Source organism: Parazoarcus communis, assembly GCF_003111645.1.
Lineage (GTDB): Bacteria > Pseudomonadota > Gammaproteobacteria > Burkholderiales > Rhodocyclaceae > Parazoarcus > Parazoarcus communis_A.
The window spans coordinates 267,636-281,943 of sequence record NZ_CP022187.1 but is presented as its reverse complement, the minus strand read 5'-3'; the positions used below and the strand labels follow the sequence as shown (position 1 = coordinate 281,943).

The 14,308-nt window shown below is 62.0% G+C and carries 17 protein-coding genes and 1 tRNA gene; 7 read left to right on the top strand and 11 right to left on the bottom strand.

Going from position 1 to position 14,308, the window contains the following annotated elements:
• Positions 1-51: 51 nt before the first annotated feature.
• The 6 genes from CEW83_RS01385 to CEW83_RS01360 all read right to left on the bottom strand — a co-directional run bounded on the left by CEW83_RS01385 (position 52) and on the right by CEW83_RS01360 (position 4,379).
• Entirely contained in the window at positions 52-288 is a 237-nt protein-coding gene (locus CEW83_RS01385; RefSeq protein ID WP_108951121.1) for a succinate dehydrogenase assembly factor 2, read from the bottom strand.
• A gap of 4 nt (positions 289-292) precedes the next feature.
• A complete protein-coding gene (locus tag CEW83_RS01380; RefSeq protein WP_108947745.1) occupies positions 293-1,003 on the bottom strand; it encodes a succinate dehydrogenase iron-sulfur subunit in 711 nt (236 codons plus the stop codon).
• A gap of 21 nt (positions 1,004-1,024) precedes the next feature.
• Positions 1,025-2,818, bottom strand: coding sequence for a succinate dehydrogenase flavoprotein subunit (gene sdhA, locus CEW83_RS01375; protein ID WP_108947744.1), 1,794 nt, complete (start codon positions 2,816-2,818; stop codon positions 1,025-1,027).
• 2 nt (positions 2,819-2,820) lie between these two features.
• Positions 2,821-3,168 (bottom strand): succinate dehydrogenase, hydrophobic membrane anchor protein, encoded by a 348-nt coding sequence (gene sdhD / locus CEW83_RS01370; protein WP_108947743.1) that lies wholly within the window; start codon positions 3,166-3,168, stop codon positions 2,821-2,823.
• A complete protein-coding gene (gene sdhC / locus CEW83_RS01365) occupies positions 3,162-3,551 on the bottom strand; it encodes a succinate dehydrogenase, cytochrome b556 subunit (protein WP_108947742.1) in 390 nt (129 codons plus the stop codon). The genes sdhD and sdhC overlap by 7 nt, the downstream gene beginning before the upstream one ends.
• Positions 3,552-3,650: 99 nt before the next feature.
• Complete coding sequence (locus CEW83_RS01360; RefSeq protein ID WP_108947741.1) at positions 3,651-4,379, bottom strand: GntR family transcriptional regulator; 729 nt, start codon at positions 4,377-4,379, stop codon at positions 3,651-3,653.
• Between the two features lie 222 nt (positions 4,380-4,601).
• On the opposite strand from CEW83_RS01360, the gene CEW83_RS01355 reads away from it, so the two are divergent.
• Together CEW83_RS01355 and CEW83_RS01350 are read left to right on the top strand one after the other, a co-directional pair.
• The gene (locus tag CEW83_RS01355) at positions 4,602-5,594 is read left to right on the top strand and encodes a malate dehydrogenase (protein ID WP_108947740.1); all 993 of its coding nucleotides are present in this window, start codon (positions 4,602-4,604) and stop codon (positions 5,592-5,594) included.
• A 127-nt stretch (positions 5,595-5,721) separates the two neighbouring features.
• Positions 5,722-6,717 (top strand): HpcH/HpaI aldolase/citrate lyase family protein, encoded by a 996-nt coding sequence (locus CEW83_RS01350; protein WP_108947739.1) that lies wholly within the window; start codon positions 5,722-5,724, stop codon positions 6,715-6,717.
• A gap of 72 nt (positions 6,718-6,789) precedes the next feature.
• Here CEW83_RS01350 and CEW83_RS01345 read toward each other — a convergent pair whose 3' ends face one another.
• Together CEW83_RS01345 and CEW83_RS01340 are read right to left on the bottom strand one after the other, a co-directional pair.
• Positions 6,790-7,581 (bottom strand): hypothetical protein, encoded by a 792-nt coding sequence (locus CEW83_RS01345; protein WP_159099353.1) that lies wholly within the window; start codon positions 7,579-7,581, stop codon positions 6,790-6,792.
• A complete protein-coding gene (locus tag CEW83_RS01340; RefSeq protein ID WP_108947737.1) occupies positions 7,578-8,537 on the bottom strand; it encodes a LysR substrate-binding domain-containing protein in 960 nt (319 codons plus the stop codon). Before CEW83_RS01340 ends, CEW83_RS01345 begins: the two co-directional genes overlap by 4 nt.
• Before the next feature lie 175 nt (positions 8,538-8,712).
• Between CEW83_RS01340 and CEW83_RS01335 the strand changes: the two genes are divergently transcribed.
• A complete protein-coding gene (locus CEW83_RS01335; RefSeq protein WP_108947736.1) occupies positions 8,713-9,852 on the top strand; it encodes an MFS transporter in 1,140 nt (379 codons plus the stop codon).
• A gap of 250 nt (positions 9,853-10,102) precedes the next feature.
• Here the strand turns inward: CEW83_RS01335 and CEW83_RS01330 are convergent.
• Positions 10,103-10,179: transfer RNA gene (locus CEW83_RS01330), tRNA-Arg, on the bottom strand.
• Between the two features lie 311 nt (positions 10,180-10,490).
• Between CEW83_RS01330 and CEW83_RS01325 the strand changes: the two genes are divergently transcribed.
• On the top strand, positions 10,491-11,030 hold the full coding sequence (locus CEW83_RS01325) for a gamma carbonic anhydrase family protein (protein WP_108947735.1): 540 nt from the start codon (positions 10,491-10,493) through the stop codon (positions 11,028-11,030).
• Here CEW83_RS01325 and CEW83_RS01320 read toward each other — a convergent pair.
• Positions 10,985-11,920 carry a DMT family transporter gene (locus CEW83_RS01320; protein ID WP_108947734.1) on the bottom strand — a complete coding sequence of 312 codons (936 nt, stop codon included), beginning with the start codon at positions 11,918-11,920 and terminating at the stop codon, positions 10,985-10,987. The two genes, CEW83_RS01325 and CEW83_RS01320, sit on opposite strands and share 46 nt — an antisense overlap.
• 169 nt (positions 11,921-12,089) lie before the next feature.
• Between CEW83_RS01320 and CEW83_RS01315 the strand changes: the two genes are divergently transcribed.
• The 3 genes from CEW83_RS01315 to CEW83_RS01305 all read left to right on the top strand — a co-directional run bounded on the left by CEW83_RS01315 (position 12,090) and on the right by CEW83_RS01305 (position 13,983).
• Positions 12,090-12,785 (top strand): SIMPL domain-containing protein, encoded by a 696-nt coding sequence (locus tag CEW83_RS01315; protein ID WP_108947733.1) that lies wholly within the window; start codon positions 12,090-12,092, stop codon positions 12,783-12,785.
• Positions 12,786-12,840: 55 nt separating this feature from the next.
• Entirely contained in the window at positions 12,841-13,458 is a 618-nt protein-coding gene (locus CEW83_RS01310) for a C40 family peptidase (RefSeq protein WP_108947732.1), read from the top strand.
• Positions 13,459-13,551: 93 nt separating this feature from the next.
• On the top strand, positions 13,552-13,983 hold the full coding sequence (locus tag CEW83_RS01305) for a CBS domain-containing protein (protein ID WP_108947731.1): 432 nt from the start codon (positions 13,552-13,554) through the stop codon (positions 13,981-13,983).
• 22 nt (positions 13,984-14,005) lie between these two features.
• On the opposite strand, the gene ftsB is transcribed toward CEW83_RS01305, so the two are convergent.
• Positions 14,006-14,305 (bottom strand): cell division protein FtsB, encoded by a 300-nt coding sequence (gene ftsB / locus CEW83_RS01300; RefSeq protein ID WP_108951120.1) that lies wholly within the window; start codon positions 14,303-14,305, stop codon positions 14,006-14,008.
• Between the last annotated feature and the right edge of the window lie 3 nt (positions 14,306-14,308).

Sequence of the window (14,308 nt, the reverse complement as noted above, 5' to 3'; positions counted from 1 at the left end):
TTCCTTGCCCGTTTAACTTCCAACTCCCTCATTCATCCCCGACCGGGCCCGTCATCGCTGACTGAGCAATCCGATCATCTCTTTCCAGCGTTCCACCTCGCATGGCTTGCTACCGTTGACCATCCCCCAGATATCATAGTCGTCGGCACGCAACAGATCTTCCAGATCGGCCAACTGATCATCCGAGAGCTGATCAAAATCCCGCTCCAGGAAGCGCGTGAACACGAGGTCCAGCTCCAGCAATGCCCTGCGGCACTGCCAGCGCACACGCCCCCTGTTGATGGTCAGCGCATCAGATCGCACGGCGAACCATCATGTCCTTGATCTTGCCGATGGCCTTCGTCGGATTCAGATTCTTCGGACATACGTCAACACAGTTCATGATGCTGTGGCAACGGAACAACCGATACGGGTCTTCCAGGTTGTCGAGTCGCGCATTGGTGTCCTGATCGCGCGTGTCTGCCAGGAAGCGGTAGGCAGCCAGCAGGCCGGCCGGACCAACGAACTTGTCCGGGTTCCACCAGAACGACGGACACGAGGTCGAACAGCACGCACACAGAATGCACTCGTACAGGCCGTTGAGCTCTTCACGCTCTTCCGGCGTCTGCAGGCGCTCGCGCTCCGGCGTCGGCTCGTTGTTGACCAGATAGGGCTTGATCGAGTGGTACTGCTTGAAGAACTGGGTCATGTCCACGATCAGATCGCGGATCACCGGCAGACCCGGCAGCGGTCGCAGCGTGATCGGCTGGGCCAGGCTGTCGACGTCGGTCAGGCACGCCAGACCGTTCTTGCCGTTGATATTCATTGCGTCGGAACCGCACACGCCTTCGCGGCAGGAGCGACGGAACGACATCGAATCGTCCTTCGCACGCAGGCGCACCAGCGCGTCGAGCAGCTTCTTGTCGGACGGCTCGAGCTCTACGGTGATGTCCTGCATGTAGGGTTTTTCGTCACGATCCGGGTCGTAACGATAGATCTTGAATGAAACGCTACGTTTGCTCATATCGAATATTCTCCCGAGCCGTTAGTAGGTACGCTTGGCAAGCGCAATCGCCTTGACGTCGTCCGACATCGGCTTGAGGTTGACCGGCTTGTAGTCGAGACGGTTGCCTTCGCTGTACCACAGCGTGTGCTTCAGCCAGTTCTCGTCGTCACGACCGTTGGGGTTCTCAGCCGTATCCGGGGCGTCATCACGGACGTGCGCACCGCGGGATTCCTTGCGCGCTTCAGCCGAAACGATGGTTGCGCGGGCGACTTCGATCAGGTTGTCGAGTTCCAGCGCTTCCATGCGGGCGATGTTCCAAACCTTGGACTTGTCCGCGATTTCGGTCCGCTTGGCGCGCTCGGCCACTTCGGCCATCTTCGTCACGCCTTCCTTGAGCAGATTGTCGAAGCGGAACACACCGGCATGCTTCTGCATTGTGCGGCGCATTTCCAGACCGACGTCGAACACGCTCTCGCCACCGGTCTGGCTTTCCAGACGGGCCAGACGAGCAAGCGAGACGTCAGCGGCATCCGCGGGCAGCGGCTTGAGGCTGAGGTTGCCGGACTGGAAGTCCTCGACCACGGTCTCGCCGGCCGACTTGCCGAAGACCAGAAGGTCGAGCAGCGAGTTGGTACCCAGTCGGTTTGCACCGTGCACCGAAGCACAGGCACATTCGCCAGCGGCGTAGAAACCGACGATCGGCGTGTTGGGATTGCCATCCTTCGGCACCACGACCTGACCCTTGTAGTTGGTCGGAATACCGCCCATCTGGTAGTGGCAGGTCGGCACGACAGGAATCGGCGCCTTGATCGGGTCAACACCGGCGAACTGGATCGCGATCTCACGAATGCCCGGCAGGCGCTTCATGATGTTCTCGGGTGCCAGGTGGGTGATGTCGAGCAGGACGTGGTCCTTGTCCGGACCGCAGCCGCGACCTTCGTTGATCTCGGTGGTCATCGCACGCGAAACCACGTCACGCGAAGCCAGATCCTTCAGGTTGGGCGCATAGCGCTCCATGAAGCGCTCGCCGGAAGCATTACGCAGAATGCCGCCTTCGCCACGCACACCTTCGGTGATCAGCACGCCCGCACCGGCCACGCCGGTCGGGTGGAACTGCCAGAACTCCATGTCTTCGAGCGGAATGCCGGCACGCGCCGCCATACCGACACCGTCACCGGTGTTGATGAAGGCATTGGTCGAAGAGTGGTAGATACGACCGGCGCCGCCCGTGGCGAAAATCGTCGCCTTGGCGTGGAAAATCGTGACTTCGCCGGTTTCCATCTCCATCGCCGTCACGCCGAGCACGTCGCCGTTCTCGTTGCGGATCAGGTCGAGCGCCATCCATTCGACGAAGAACTGGGTGTTGGCACGCACGTTGCGCTGATACAGCGCATGCAGCATGGCATGACCGGTACGGTCGGCAGCAGCACAGGAGCGCATCACCGGCGCCTGGCCGTAGTTCATCGAGTGGCCGCCGAACGGACGCTGATAGATCTTGCCGTTGTCGGTACGGTCGAAAGGCATGCCGTAGTGCTCGAGCTCGATCACGACCTCGTTTGCCTTCTTGCACATGAATTCGATGGCATCCTGGTCACCCAGCCAGTCCGACCCCTTGACGGTGTCGTACATGTGCCAGTGCCAGTTGTCTTCGGTCGAATTGCCGAGCGATGCAGCAACACCGCCCTGTGCAGCCACGGTATGCGAGCGGGTCGGGAAAACCTTGCTCAGAACAGCCGTCTTCATGCCGGCTTCGGAAAGTTGCAGGGCTGCCCGCAGACCGGCACCACCGGCGCCGACAATGACCGCATCAAAGGTACGCTTCGCGACGTTCACGCTTACAGCCTCCAAAGAATCTGGGCTGCCCAGCCGGCATAGCCGACGAGCAGAAAGAGAGTAACCAGGTGCAGAGCAAGACGCGCACCGGTCGGCTTGACATAGTCCATCCAGATGTCACGAACGCCGATCCATGCGTGATAGAACACCGAGAGGAAGAACAGGAAGCTCAGGAACTTGAACAGTCCGCCCGAAAACATCCCGGACCAGGCTTCGTAGCTCAACTCGGGCAGCATGAGCGTAGAGAATGCAAAGATGACGGTATAGATCGCCATAAAGACGGCGGTACCGCGTTGCGCAATCCAGTCCTTCAGACCGTAGTGCGCGCCAACGACTTGACGCTTCACCATAGTGTCACCCCGATGATCACGGTGAGCACGAGGCTCACAATCAGAACAATCCGTGCAGAACTGCGGGCGGCCTGAAGCTCGACACCCTTGTGCATATCCAGCAGGAGGAAGCGGATGCCTGCACAGAAATGATGCAGGTAGGCCCACAGCAGACCCAGAAGCAACAGTTTGGCAAGCGGATGCGACACCACTGCCGAGAACACTTCAAACGACTCTGCCGAACCCAGACTGCGATCGAGCAGATAAAGCAGGAAGGGCAACATCAGAAACAAGCCTGCCCCGCTGACCCGATGAAGGATCGATACGAAACCCGGCAAAGGCAGCCGGATTTCATTGATGGCCAAGTGTTTCGGCCTCTGTTTGCGCACTGTCACTTCTGACATGAAGACTCCCCTCAACATGTGCGGCGAAAATCCGCCGCAGACTCCCAAAAGCTTGAGATTATAGCGATGAAACACCCGTCATTGCGGCGTTTGACCGCATCAATTCAGCTCATTCAGATAGTAATGCTCCGCCGTCGAGTACAAACCACGACGCCATTCCACCGGCTTGTCGCCGTACGTGTAGGTCACCCGTTCGACCGACAGCAAAGGGGTACCCTCTGCAACTTTCAATGCTTCGCTCGTGGAGCGATCGGCCGCGACCGCCCTGATGCGCTCCTGAGCCCGGATCATGCGAGAGCCGAAACGGCTCTCAAGCAGCGAGTAGAGCGAACCATGCCAATCCTGAAGCGTTTCGAAACTCAGGCCCTGAAAGAGTTCGCCCGGCAAATAAATCTCGTCAACCACCACAGGTTTGTTCGCAAACTTGAGCAGTCGGCGCAGAATGATGATTGGTGCACCGAGTTCGATCGCGAGCATGCGGGATGCTTCCTGACCGGCCTTTGCACGCCAGCAATCGAGCGGCACGCTTTTCGGATGGGACAGATCACCATCGATGGGCACCAGTCTCAGAAACCGGAACAAGGCTCGCGGGTCGTTGTGGGAGGCAACATAGGTACCCTTGCCCTGCTTTCGTACCAGAAGGTTATCGCCGGCAATCTCGTCGATCGCCTTGCGCACCGTACCCTGGGACACGCCGAAGCGTGCGGCAAGTTCCTGTTCGCTGGGAATCGCCTGCCCCGGACGCCATTCCCCCGCCTCAAGCGCCTGAAGAATCAGGGTCTTGATCTGGCGGTAAAGAGGGCTGAATGTGGGGGATTCCTGAGCCATCCGTGTATTTCAGCACAAAATTTTTCAGGCGTCTATGGGTCATCATATGTCTTATATAAGATAAAAGACACGATTTGACAGCGCAGGCAGATGATCCTAAGATTTCCGCGCCTCGAAATTGCCGCCAGAGCGACGCACATTGATGCGTATTCCCGCCACCGGGGGTTGCGTCGAGAGCACGAACAATTCACCCAGACCGTCTTGTTTTGAGGGAGTACACACATGAGCAAAGCCCCCGTACGCGTTGCAGTCACCGGCGCCGCCGGCCAGATCGGCTACAGCCTGCTGTTCCGCATCGCCAGTGGCGAAATGCTGGGCAAGGACCAACCCGTCATCCTGCAACTGCTCGATCTGCCCCAGGCCCAGAAGGCGGTCAAGGGCGTGATGATGGAACTCGAAGACTGCGCATTCCCGCTGCTCGCTGGCATGATCGCCACGGACGACCCCAACGTTGCCTTCAAGGACGCCAAGGTTGCCCTGCTCGTAGGTGCCCGTCCCCGCGGCCCCGGCATGGAGCGCAAGGACCTGCTGACCGAAAACGCCAAGATCTTCACCGTTCAGGGCGCAGCGATCGGCCAGTACGCCGACCCCGACTGCAAGGTGCTGGTTGTCGGCAACCCCTGCAACACCAACGCGTACATCGCCAAGGAAGTGGCCCAGAAGTTCGGTCGCGTTCCGGCCAAGAACTTCACCGGCATGCTGCGTCTGGACCACAACCGCGCACTGTCGCAACTGGCCTCCAAGTCCGGTCGTGACGTTGCCAGCCTGAAGAGCCTGGTCGTGTGGGGCAACCACTCGCCCACCATGTACGCTGACTATCGCTTCGTCACCTCCAATGGCGACAACGTGAAGGGCATGATCAACGACGAAGCATGGAACCGCGATGTGTTCCTGCCCACCGTTGGCAAGCGCGGCGCCGCCATCATCGAGGCACGTGGCCTGTCCTCCGCCGCTTCGGCTGCCAACGCAGCCATCGACCACATCCACGACTGGGTGCTGGGTTCGAACGGCGAATGGGTCACCATGGGCGTTCCGTCCGACGGCTCCTACGGTATCCCGGAAGGCATCATCTACGGCTTCCCGGTCACGACCGAGAATGGCGAGTACAAGATCGTCCAGGGCCTCGAGATCGACGCATTCTCGCGCGAGCGCATGACCCACACGCTGAACGAGCTGCTCGAAGAGCGCGAAGGCGTGAAGGATCTGCTCGGCTGAGCATTCGCAATCAGCTGCCGGGCATCAGTCCGGCAGATCGCTCGAAGGCGCGCACCCCAGGGTTGCGCGCCTTTTTCGTTTACCCCCCTGCTGCTATGCTTGCGCCCGGTTCTCAAGGGAAACGCTCATGACAGCAAGCTGCACCACTCACCCGCGCGACATCCTCTTCGCCGGCGAAAAACCTTTCCCCAATCTGCCCGCAGTGGATCACTACGCCGGATCCGAGAAGATGATCGGCAAGGCAATGACACTGCAGCATCAGCTCGGCCCGATCTTCGACATCACCGGTGACTGCGAAGACGGTGCGCGCGCCGGCGCCGAAGCCGAACACGCCGCGATGGTCGCGAGCCTGGTGATGAGCAAGGAAAACCGCTTCGGGCGCATCGGTGCGCGCATCCACGACATCACCCATGCACACTGGCAGCGCGACCTCGAGATTCTGGTCGGGCAGGCAGGAAAGCAACTTGCATTCATCACCCTGCCCAAAGTGCGATCGGCCGCAGATACCGCAGCCCAGATCGCCGAACTGCGTCGCATCGAACAGACCGCCGGCCTGAGTCATGCATTACCGGTACACGTCCTGATCGAAACCCACGGCGCGTTGCGCGAAGCATGGGAAATTGCAGCACTCGACGGCGTCGAATCGATCGACTTCGGGCTGATGGACTTCGTTTCCGGCCACCACGGCGCCATTCCGGGGTCGGCAATGAAGAGCCCGGGGCAGTTTGAACACCCCCTGGTCGTGCGCGCAAAGACGGAAATTTCGGCCGCAGCACTGGCGAACGGCGTTGTGCCGTCACATAACGTTACAACTGAACTCAAGGACCTTGCCGTCATCCGTGCAGACGCGACGCGCGCGCGCAAGGAGTTCGGCTATCTCCGCATGTGGAGCATCCACCCCAACCAGATTCAACCGATTGTGGAAGCCATGCGTCCGGACTTTTCCGAGGTGGAAGAAGCCGGAGAAATCCTGAGCGGAGCCCAGAACGCATCCTGGGGGCCCATCCAGCACAACGGCCGTCTGCACGACCGCGCCTCCTACCGCTACTACTGGGAGTTGCTGCAGCGCGCACGCAGCACCGGCATGCCGCTTTCGGAAGAAATCGCAGAGCGCTTCTTCTAGTCCCGGGCAATACGCCTTGCCGCGCCTGTTCGACGCGGCAAGGCCATTACGTCAGTCACATCAGGCCGAGCATCAAGCCTTGTCTGCCGGCGGAGCGGCCGGTTTGCGCACACGGCGCGGCGCCGGCTTGGCCTTGACTTCGCCAGCGGTCACAGGCGCTGGCGCGGGCTTCGCCGCTGCAGGCTTGGCTGAGGCAGTTTTCGCTGCGGTGGTCTTCGCTGCCGTGGTCTTCGCTGCGGTGGTCTTCGCTGCGGTGGTCTTCGCTGCCGTGGTCTTCGCTGCCGTGGTCTTCGCTGCGGTGGTCTTCGCCGCCATGGTCTTCGCCGCAGCAGCAGGCTTCCTAGCCGCCGGCTTTGCGCGTGTGGTGCGCGATGACGCTGCCTTGGGTGCCTCGACCGGTGCAGCAGGCTTCGGGCTCACCACCTCGGCATCGACAACATTCGATGTGCGCGCAACGAGATCCAGCATGCGCGCCGGCCCTTTCTCGCGAACCGGTTCGACCTTGACGCCCTCTGCCTCCGTGCTGGTTCCTGCTGCAGCACCGAACAGCGGAAGGGCAGCCCGCATCATCAGTCGCATCGCGGTTTCTGCACCGTGAACATCCAGCGGCACCACGCTGCTCTCGCCACGCGGCAACCACGGCAGAAAGAAATCGATCGCTGGTGGCTGGCCTCTGCGCTCGGCTGCCAGTGCAGGCAGCCACACGTTTGGCACCGACCCCACCGTTTTCAACCACTGCTGCCATTGACTGCCCATCAACTGGGACCAGCCCTGCCAGGCAGTCCACGGCTGCGCACAGGCCGAAAGCCATGCAGATGAAAGGGCCTCAAACGTGGCCGAGGGTGTGGTGTAAGCCGTTCTCATGGCAAATCTCCGGACGTTGAAAATTGGGGCGTTGACGAAGGATACTCCTGCAACGCGCCGCCGGCTGCGCCTGTCACCTCGTCCAGCACCTTCAGAAGCCCGCGCAGCAACGGGCTCGGCTCACCGTCCTGGTGCGCGACCGCCACCGGAAAAAAGGCGCCATCACCCGCAATAGGGAGGTAGCGTACGCGTGGAATGCGCACACACTCCAGCGGCGCCGGCAGCAGCGCGAGACCAAGACCCGCCGCAACGAGGCCGATCTGCGTCGTGGCCTCGCGTGCAAGCTGGACCACCCGCGGCTCGAAGCCTGCCGCCCTGCACAAGCCTCGCAGAATCATGGGCAAACCGGTGCCCGCGTCCGTCGGAAAGGTAATGAAATCCTCATCACTGAGGTCGGCAAAGTGCACTGCAGCCACCCCCGCCAGTGGATGCGCCGCGTTAATGACAATGCGCAGCGGGTCGCGCCCGATCTCCCGCACGGCAATACCACCCTGCCCGCTCGGAGCCCCCGTACGGACCAATCCGATATCGAGGCTGCCGCGGGCAATGGCATCGAACTGCTCGGCAGAGAACATCTCTCGCAACTGCAGATGAACGTTGGGGTAGCGGCGCCGGTAGGCGTAGAGCACGTCAGGCAGGGTATTTGTATAGGGCAAGGACGACGTAAACCCGATTCGCAACTCCCCCGCCTCGCCGCTCGCCACCCTGCGCATCTCCTCCGACGCCTCGACTGCGGCCGACAGAATGCTCCGGGCACGCACCAGGAAACGCGCGCCGGCCTGGGTCAGCATGACTTTGCGCCGGGTGCGCTCGAACAGCAAAACGCCGAGCTCGGCCTCCAGGTCGCGAATCTGCATTGACAAGGGCGGCTGGCCGATATGCAGACGCTCGGCAGCCCGGGTGAAGCTCAGCTCCTCGGCGACCGCAACGAAGTAACGTAGATGCCGCAGCTCCATTGATATCTTCTGTATATGAATAAGACCGCTCGAATATATTGGACTGGCGAAGTGGGCACAACCTAAGATCGGCCATCGAACAACACCTCAACCGGACAGATCAGACGTGCCTCACCCACCAACCACAGAGAAACTCGAATCCGGTTCCGAAGCATTCAAGCGCGCCAACCAGGCAATGTTCGTCGGCGGTTTTGCGACCTTCGCCATGCTCTACGCCACCCAGCCGCTGCTCCCCCTGCTCAGCAGCGAGTTCGGCATCGGCCCTGCAAGCGCCAGTCTCAGCGTTTCCGCCGGCACTGCCGCACTCGCGCTGATGCTGATTCCGGCAAGTGTCCTCGCCGACCGCAGCGGGCGCGAAAAGGTGATGAAGGTTTCGCTGGCCCTGGCTGCGCTGATTGCGCTCGCGTGCGCTACGGTCAATGACTTCAGCCAGCTGCTGATCCTGAGGGCACTGCTCGGCGCCAGCCTTGCAGGATTGCCTGCCGCAGCCATGGCCTACATCGGCGAAGAGGTCTCGCCGCGCGCGCAGGGCAAGGCAATGGGGCTGTACATCGCAGGCAATGCGCTGGGCGGCATGAGCGGCAGAGTCCTGTCCGCGTTGCTGACCGACATCGGCAGCTGGCGCATCGCGCTGCTCATGCTCGGGGTGCTTGGCATCGTGTCCGCCGCCGTGTTCTGGTACCGGCTGCCACCCTCGCGCCACTTCCAGGCGCGCGCCGCCTCGATCTCGCGCATCATCGACGACGCCCGCCACATCAGCCGCGACGCAGGCCTGCCATGGCTGTTTCTCACCGCCCTGCTCGCGATGGGCGTGTTCATTGGCGTGTATAACTATCTCGGCTTCAGGCTGCTCGAAGCCCCGTTCAATCTCAGCCAGACCGCAATCGGCGCAATCTTTCTGCTCTACGTTGTCGGTTCGTGGGCATCGGCCTTTGCCGGACAGCTCACGGACCGTTTCGGGCGCCGCAAGGTGCAGTGGGTCGTGGTGATGATCATGATCAGCGGACTTCTGCTCACGCTCAGCGACGCACTAGTCCTGCTCATCGCCGGCGTCGCCATCTTCACCTTCGGCTTCTTCGCCACCCATTCAATCTCGAGCGGCTGGGTCGCCCGCCGGGGCCAGGAGCGCCGCGGACTCGCCACCGCCATCTACCTCACGTTCTACTACCTCGGCGCCAGCCTCATCGGCAGCCTGTCCGGCTTCGCCTGGAGCCTCGGGCGCTGGAACGGGATCGCAGCCGTTCTCGGGCTCTGCCTGCTGCTCCTGCTCGCCATCGTTCTGCGCTTGAAGAAGCTGCCGGCAGATCCCGCCTGAGAGATCCTGCTGTTGCATCAAGGGGAGGCGATCGCAGCCGCAGTCGTCGCGACCGCCCTCACCTGCCGCCCCGGAAACGGGGCACAGGCACGCAGCAGAACAGCGCGCACAGCACTCAAGCCGGAATACAGAGAGCAAGCAGTCGGATCAATACGCCTGGCATCGAAAATCTGCGCGTACGCAACACGCTGACTCAAACGCACAAAAGCAAAAAGCCAACCCCGAAGGATTGGCTTTTTGCTTGAATATGTGGCGCGCCCGGAAGGATTCGAACCTCCTACCCCTTGGTTCGTAGCCAAGTACTCTATCCAGATGAGCTACGGGCGCTTTGTACTGCTTTCGCTCACTGCCTTGCAGCAGAGAAGCGACATTTTAGAGCATTTGTATCGTTTGTCAACTTCTTTTGCGTTTTTTTGAAAACTTTCGTTTTCACCGGAAGACTTTCGTGCTGTCCGTCCAACGCAGGGCGCGAATTATGCATCTACTGATACTGGAGCGCAAGCACCCGAACGAACTTATTTTCATGGCCCATTGCGGCACGGCATTCACCTGCTTGAGATACCCACAGCCTCCCCTCCAGTTGCTATGATCAACGCCCCTAAGCGGCCCGCCGCAGCAACAGGATAGCGAGAATCTGAATGAGCATTTACGCCTTGGGCGATCGCACGCCCCGCCTGGGTGAAGGCACCTGGATCGCACACAACGCCACGGTAATCGGTTCGGTAGAGACCGGGCAGAATGTGAACATCTGGTACAACGTGGTCATCCGCGGTGACAACGATCCGATCGTGATCGGCGACAACACCAATATTCAGGACGGCTCCGTGCTTCACAACGATGATGGCGTGCCGCTGACGATTGGCGCCAACGTCACCGTCGGACACATGGTGATGCTGCATGGTTGCAACATTGGCGACGGCAGCCTGATCGGCATCAACGCGGTGGTGCTGAACAACGCAGTCGTCGGCAAGGACTGCATCATTGGCGCCAACGCGCTGATTCCGGAAGGCAAGGTGATTCCGGACCGCTCACTGGTCGTGGGTTCGCCCGGCCGCGTCATCCGCGAGCTGAGTGACGCCGATATCGCCGGGCTGCGCGCGAATGCACGCCACTATGTCGAAAACGCGCAGCTCTACAAGGCCGAGCTGCGCCCGGTAGAGCCCTCTGCCGCTGGTTGAGGCGCTTGCGCCGTCGCGTCCGCTGCAGGAGATGCTTCGGCGCGCGTCAGCCAGATCACCGCTGAAAGAATGACGGCGCCGCCAAGCAGCTGATTGGCTTGCAGCGGCTCCGCCAGAAACACCGCTGCAAGCAGCACGGTAACCACCGGCTCGAGGGTGGACAGGGTCGCTGCGTCCGCAGCGCCCAGGCGGCGGATGCCGGCAAAGAGGCTGACCATTGCAACGACGGTCGACACCACCGCGATCGCACCCACCGCCAGCCAACCTGAAAGCGTCGCCGGAAAGGGCGTCGGGAACGCCACGGCAATGCCCCCGAAAACGATTGCGGCCGCAAGCATGACGACCGTTGCGGAAGCGATCGGGTCTTCGCGGTCGAGCACCAGACTTCCGACGAGGAAGTAGACGGAATAGATCAGCGCCGCCAGCAAGCCGAGCGCGATACCAAGCGGTTCGCCCGACAAATGGCCGCCTAGCGTCAACGCGGTCCCGACCAGTGCAAGCAGCACCGCACACATGCGTGCGACGGTCAGGCGCCGCCGCAGCAGCAGCGCCCCGAGTACCGTAACCAGAAACGGATACAGGTAGAGCAGCAGCGCCACGAGACCGGCTGCGGCGTGATTGAGTGCGGTAAAGAAGCTGAGCGACTGCCCCACATAGAACAGCCCGCCCATCGCCCCGAGCACGAGCAGATTGCGCCCCCGTGGCCAGCGCCGGCGAGTAATGAGCATGCTCACAGCGAGGACGGTGCCGGCCAGCAGAAAGCGCAGAAACAGCACCGCGACCGGCCCGGCACCGTCTGCGTAGGCATAGCGGGCGAAGATCGCCATGGCGCCAAATGCGGTAGCCGACAGCGCGACAAGCAGGACACCGACGAGACGATCGCGATTCATGGGGGTGGGTGCAGTACAAGGACGCGCAAGCATGCCCACCGCCCCGCCACGGGTCAAGACGGCTGCGCAGGAAGCCACACGCATTTACCGCTGTCATTTACACCTGCATACCCGCGCGGAGGCGACGATGCGGTATACATTGCGCTCCTCCCCTTCACATGGAGCCCTCATGCGTACAGCCCGCCCGTTGCTTGCAGCCTTCCTCGCCGTGACAGCGCTATCCGCCACCGCCGCCAGCGACGACACGCCGCCGCTGCGTACCGTCGAACTGTCGGCCGAAGCCAGCCAGGCGGCCACCAACGACCTCGGCATCGCCCAGCTCTATGCCGAGCAGTCCGGCCCTGATGCAGCCGCCGTCGCACGCCAGGTCAATCGCAGCATCGCTGCTGCGCTGGAGACCAGTCGCCGCTACGCGGACATCAAGACCCAGTCGACAGGCACCTCGACCTGGCCTGTGTACGCCAAGGGCGGCGGCAAGATCGAAGCCTGGCGCATGCGTTCGGAGATCCGGCTCGAGAGCCGGAACAGTGCGGCCCTGTCCGAACTGGTGGGCACGCTGCAGCGCGACCTCGCAGTCTCGCAGATCACGCTGCAGCCGGCGCCGGAAACGCGGCGAAAAGCGGCAGACGAGGCCACCGTCGATGCGCTGCGCAGTTTTGAGCAGCGCGCCACCCTGATCGCCAGCGCCCTGGGCAAGCGTTACCGGATTCATCGTCTCAACGTATCGGAATCGGGCTATCGCCCGCCTGTTTTCGCCAAGATGCGCGGGGCTGCGATGATGGCCGAAGCCGCCCCGGCGCCGATCGAGGGCGGTGAAAGCGAGGTATCCGTCACGGTCAGCGGCAGTATCGAACTGCTGGACTAGACTGAAAACCCCGCAGGGGTGGACGCGTCTGCGCTGATCGCCTATCTTTCAGCGCATGCCGACCTGCCCCCATACCGCTCACATCAGCGCTGCACGCGGCGCTCCGCCAGCGCTTGATGCCTGCACGTCCGCCCCACCCAGTGTCGGGCGGACGCTTTCGTTCACGCTGGCACTTGCGCTGTCGGTGCTTGCCGGCTGCAGCACCACGCCGACTTCCGCGCCTGTCTCATCCCTGCCGCAGACCGCACCGCAAACGCCCGACCGCGATTACTTCGCGCTCGACAACTCGGCACAGACTCAGGAGCTGGTCCTCTATGCCCTCGGCCTGCTCGACACCGGCTACCGCTTTGGCGGTCGAAATCCCGACGCTGGCCTCGATTGCAGCGGCATGGTGAGCTACATCGTCGAACAGATCAGTGGGCGCAAGCTACCCCACAACGCCGCAAGCATCGCGGACCGGACCCGCCCCATCGACCCGTCCGAACTGCAGCCAGGCGACCTGGTGTTCTTCAATACGCAGAAGAAGCGCCACTCGCACATGGGCATCTATATCGGCGACGGCAAGTTCGTCCATGCCCCGTCGAGTCGTGGCGTGGTGCGGGTCGAGCGGCTCGACAACCGCTACTTTGCCCCGCGCATCGACGGCGCGCGCAGTCTGCTCGAAAGCGGCTGACCGGCAGCAGGGGTTTCCCGTCTTTCTTGAATGTCGCTGCACTGAAACCTAAGGTGAATAAGCTGCAGAAACCATAACGGAGGAGACACCATAATGCCGATGAGAAAGGTGGGAGACGTAATCAGGGGTCAGACGGTGGTGACCGCGGCCAGGTCGCTGACCGTGTTTGAAGCCAGCAAGAAGATGGCGCAGGCACGGGTTGGCGCCATCATGGTCGTGGAGGATGAGCGCCTGACAGGCCTCTTTACCGAACGCGATGCGCTGAACCGGGTGCTTGCTGCGGGTCTGGACCCGACCCGCACGATACTGGGTGATGTGATGACCACCGCGCTGCAGACCATTGAGGCCGAGCAACCGCTTGGGCATGCCATGCATCTGATGTTTGAAGGGGGCTTCCGGCACGTCCCGGTGGTAAAGGGTGACCGCCCCATCGGCATGGTGTCGGCACGCGATGCTCTCGGCACCGAAATGGTTGCGTTCGAGCACGAACTCGAGCAGCGGGCGTCGATCACCGAACTGCTGTAACGCCCCGCAGCGCCGCGCCTGATTACTGAACCGGCTCCGGCCGGTTCGTCGCTTTCTGGGGGATCTGCACGAAAATCTCGCCCTCACGCGTGAGGCCGAGCTCGTAGCGTGCGCGCTCCTCGATGGCGTCGTTGCCCGACTTGAGGTCGCGCACCTCTTCCTCGAGGCTGGCATTGCGCTGCTCGAGGCGGTAGTTCTCGTCGCGCTGCGCCTGCAGCTGCCGGTCGACGTCCCATACGCGCAGCCACCCCCCCTTACCCAGCCAGAGCGGGTACTGGAGCACGACGACCAATACGGCAAGAATCATTACAGGCCAACGCATGTC

Excerpts from the sequence above, each read along its gene's own strand:
- CEW83_RS01380 (WP_108947745.1), bottom strand. The coding sequence starts at position 1,003 with ATGAGCAAACGTAGCGTTTCATTCAAGATCTATCGTTACGACCCGGAT.
- sdhD (WP_108947743.1), bottom strand. The coding sequence starts at position 3,168 with ATGGTGAAGCGTCAAGTCGTTGGCGCGCACTACGGTCTGAAGGACTGG.
- sdhC (WP_108947742.1), bottom strand. The coding sequence starts at position 3,551 with ATGTCAGAAGTGACAGTGCGCAAACAGAGGCCGAAACACTTGGCCATC.
- CEW83_RS01360 (WP_108947741.1), bottom strand. The coding sequence starts at position 4,379 with ATGGCTCAGGAATCCCCCACATTCAGCCCTCTTTACCGCCAGATCAAG.
- CEW83_RS01355 (WP_108947740.1), top strand. The coding sequence starts at position 4,602 with ATGAGCAAAGCCCCCGTACGCGTTGCAGTCACCGGCGCCGCCGGCCAG.
- CEW83_RS01350 (WP_108947739.1), top strand. The coding sequence starts at position 5,722 with ATGACAGCAAGCTGCACCACTCACCCGCGCGACATCCTCTTCGCCGGC.
- CEW83_RS01345 (WP_159099353.1), bottom strand. The coding sequence starts at position 7,581 with ATGAGAACGGCTTACACCACACCCTCGGCCACGTTTGAGGCCCTTTCA.
- CEW83_RS01340 (WP_108947737.1), bottom strand. The coding sequence starts at position 8,537 with ATGGAGCTGCGGCATCTACGTTACTTCGTTGCGGTCGCCGAGGAGCTG.
- CEW83_RS01335 (WP_108947736.1), top strand. The coding sequence starts at position 8,713 with ATGTTCGTCGGCGGTTTTGCGACCTTCGCCATGCTCTACGCCACCCAG.
- CEW83_RS01325 (WP_108947735.1), top strand. The coding sequence starts at position 10,491 with ATGAGCATTTACGCCTTGGGCGATCGCACGCCCCGCCTGGGTGAAGGC.
- CEW83_RS01320 (WP_108947734.1), bottom strand. The coding sequence starts at position 11,920 with ATGAATCGCGATCGTCTCGTCGGTGTCCTGCTTGTCGCGCTGTCGGCT.
- CEW83_RS01315 (WP_108947733.1), top strand. The coding sequence starts at position 12,090 with ATGCGTACAGCCCGCCCGTTGCTTGCAGCCTTCCTCGCCGTGACAGCG.
- CEW83_RS01310 (WP_108947732.1), top strand. The coding sequence starts at position 12,841 with ATGCCGACCTGCCCCCATACCGCTCACATCAGCGCTGCACGCGGCGCT.
- CEW83_RS01305 (WP_108947731.1), top strand. The coding sequence starts at position 13,552 with ATGCCGATGAGAAAGGTGGGAGACGTAATCAGGGGTCAGACGGTGGTG.
- ftsB (WP_108951120.1), bottom strand. The coding sequence starts at position 14,305 with ATGCGTTGGCCTGTAATGATTCTTGCCGTATTGGTCGTCGTGCTCCAG.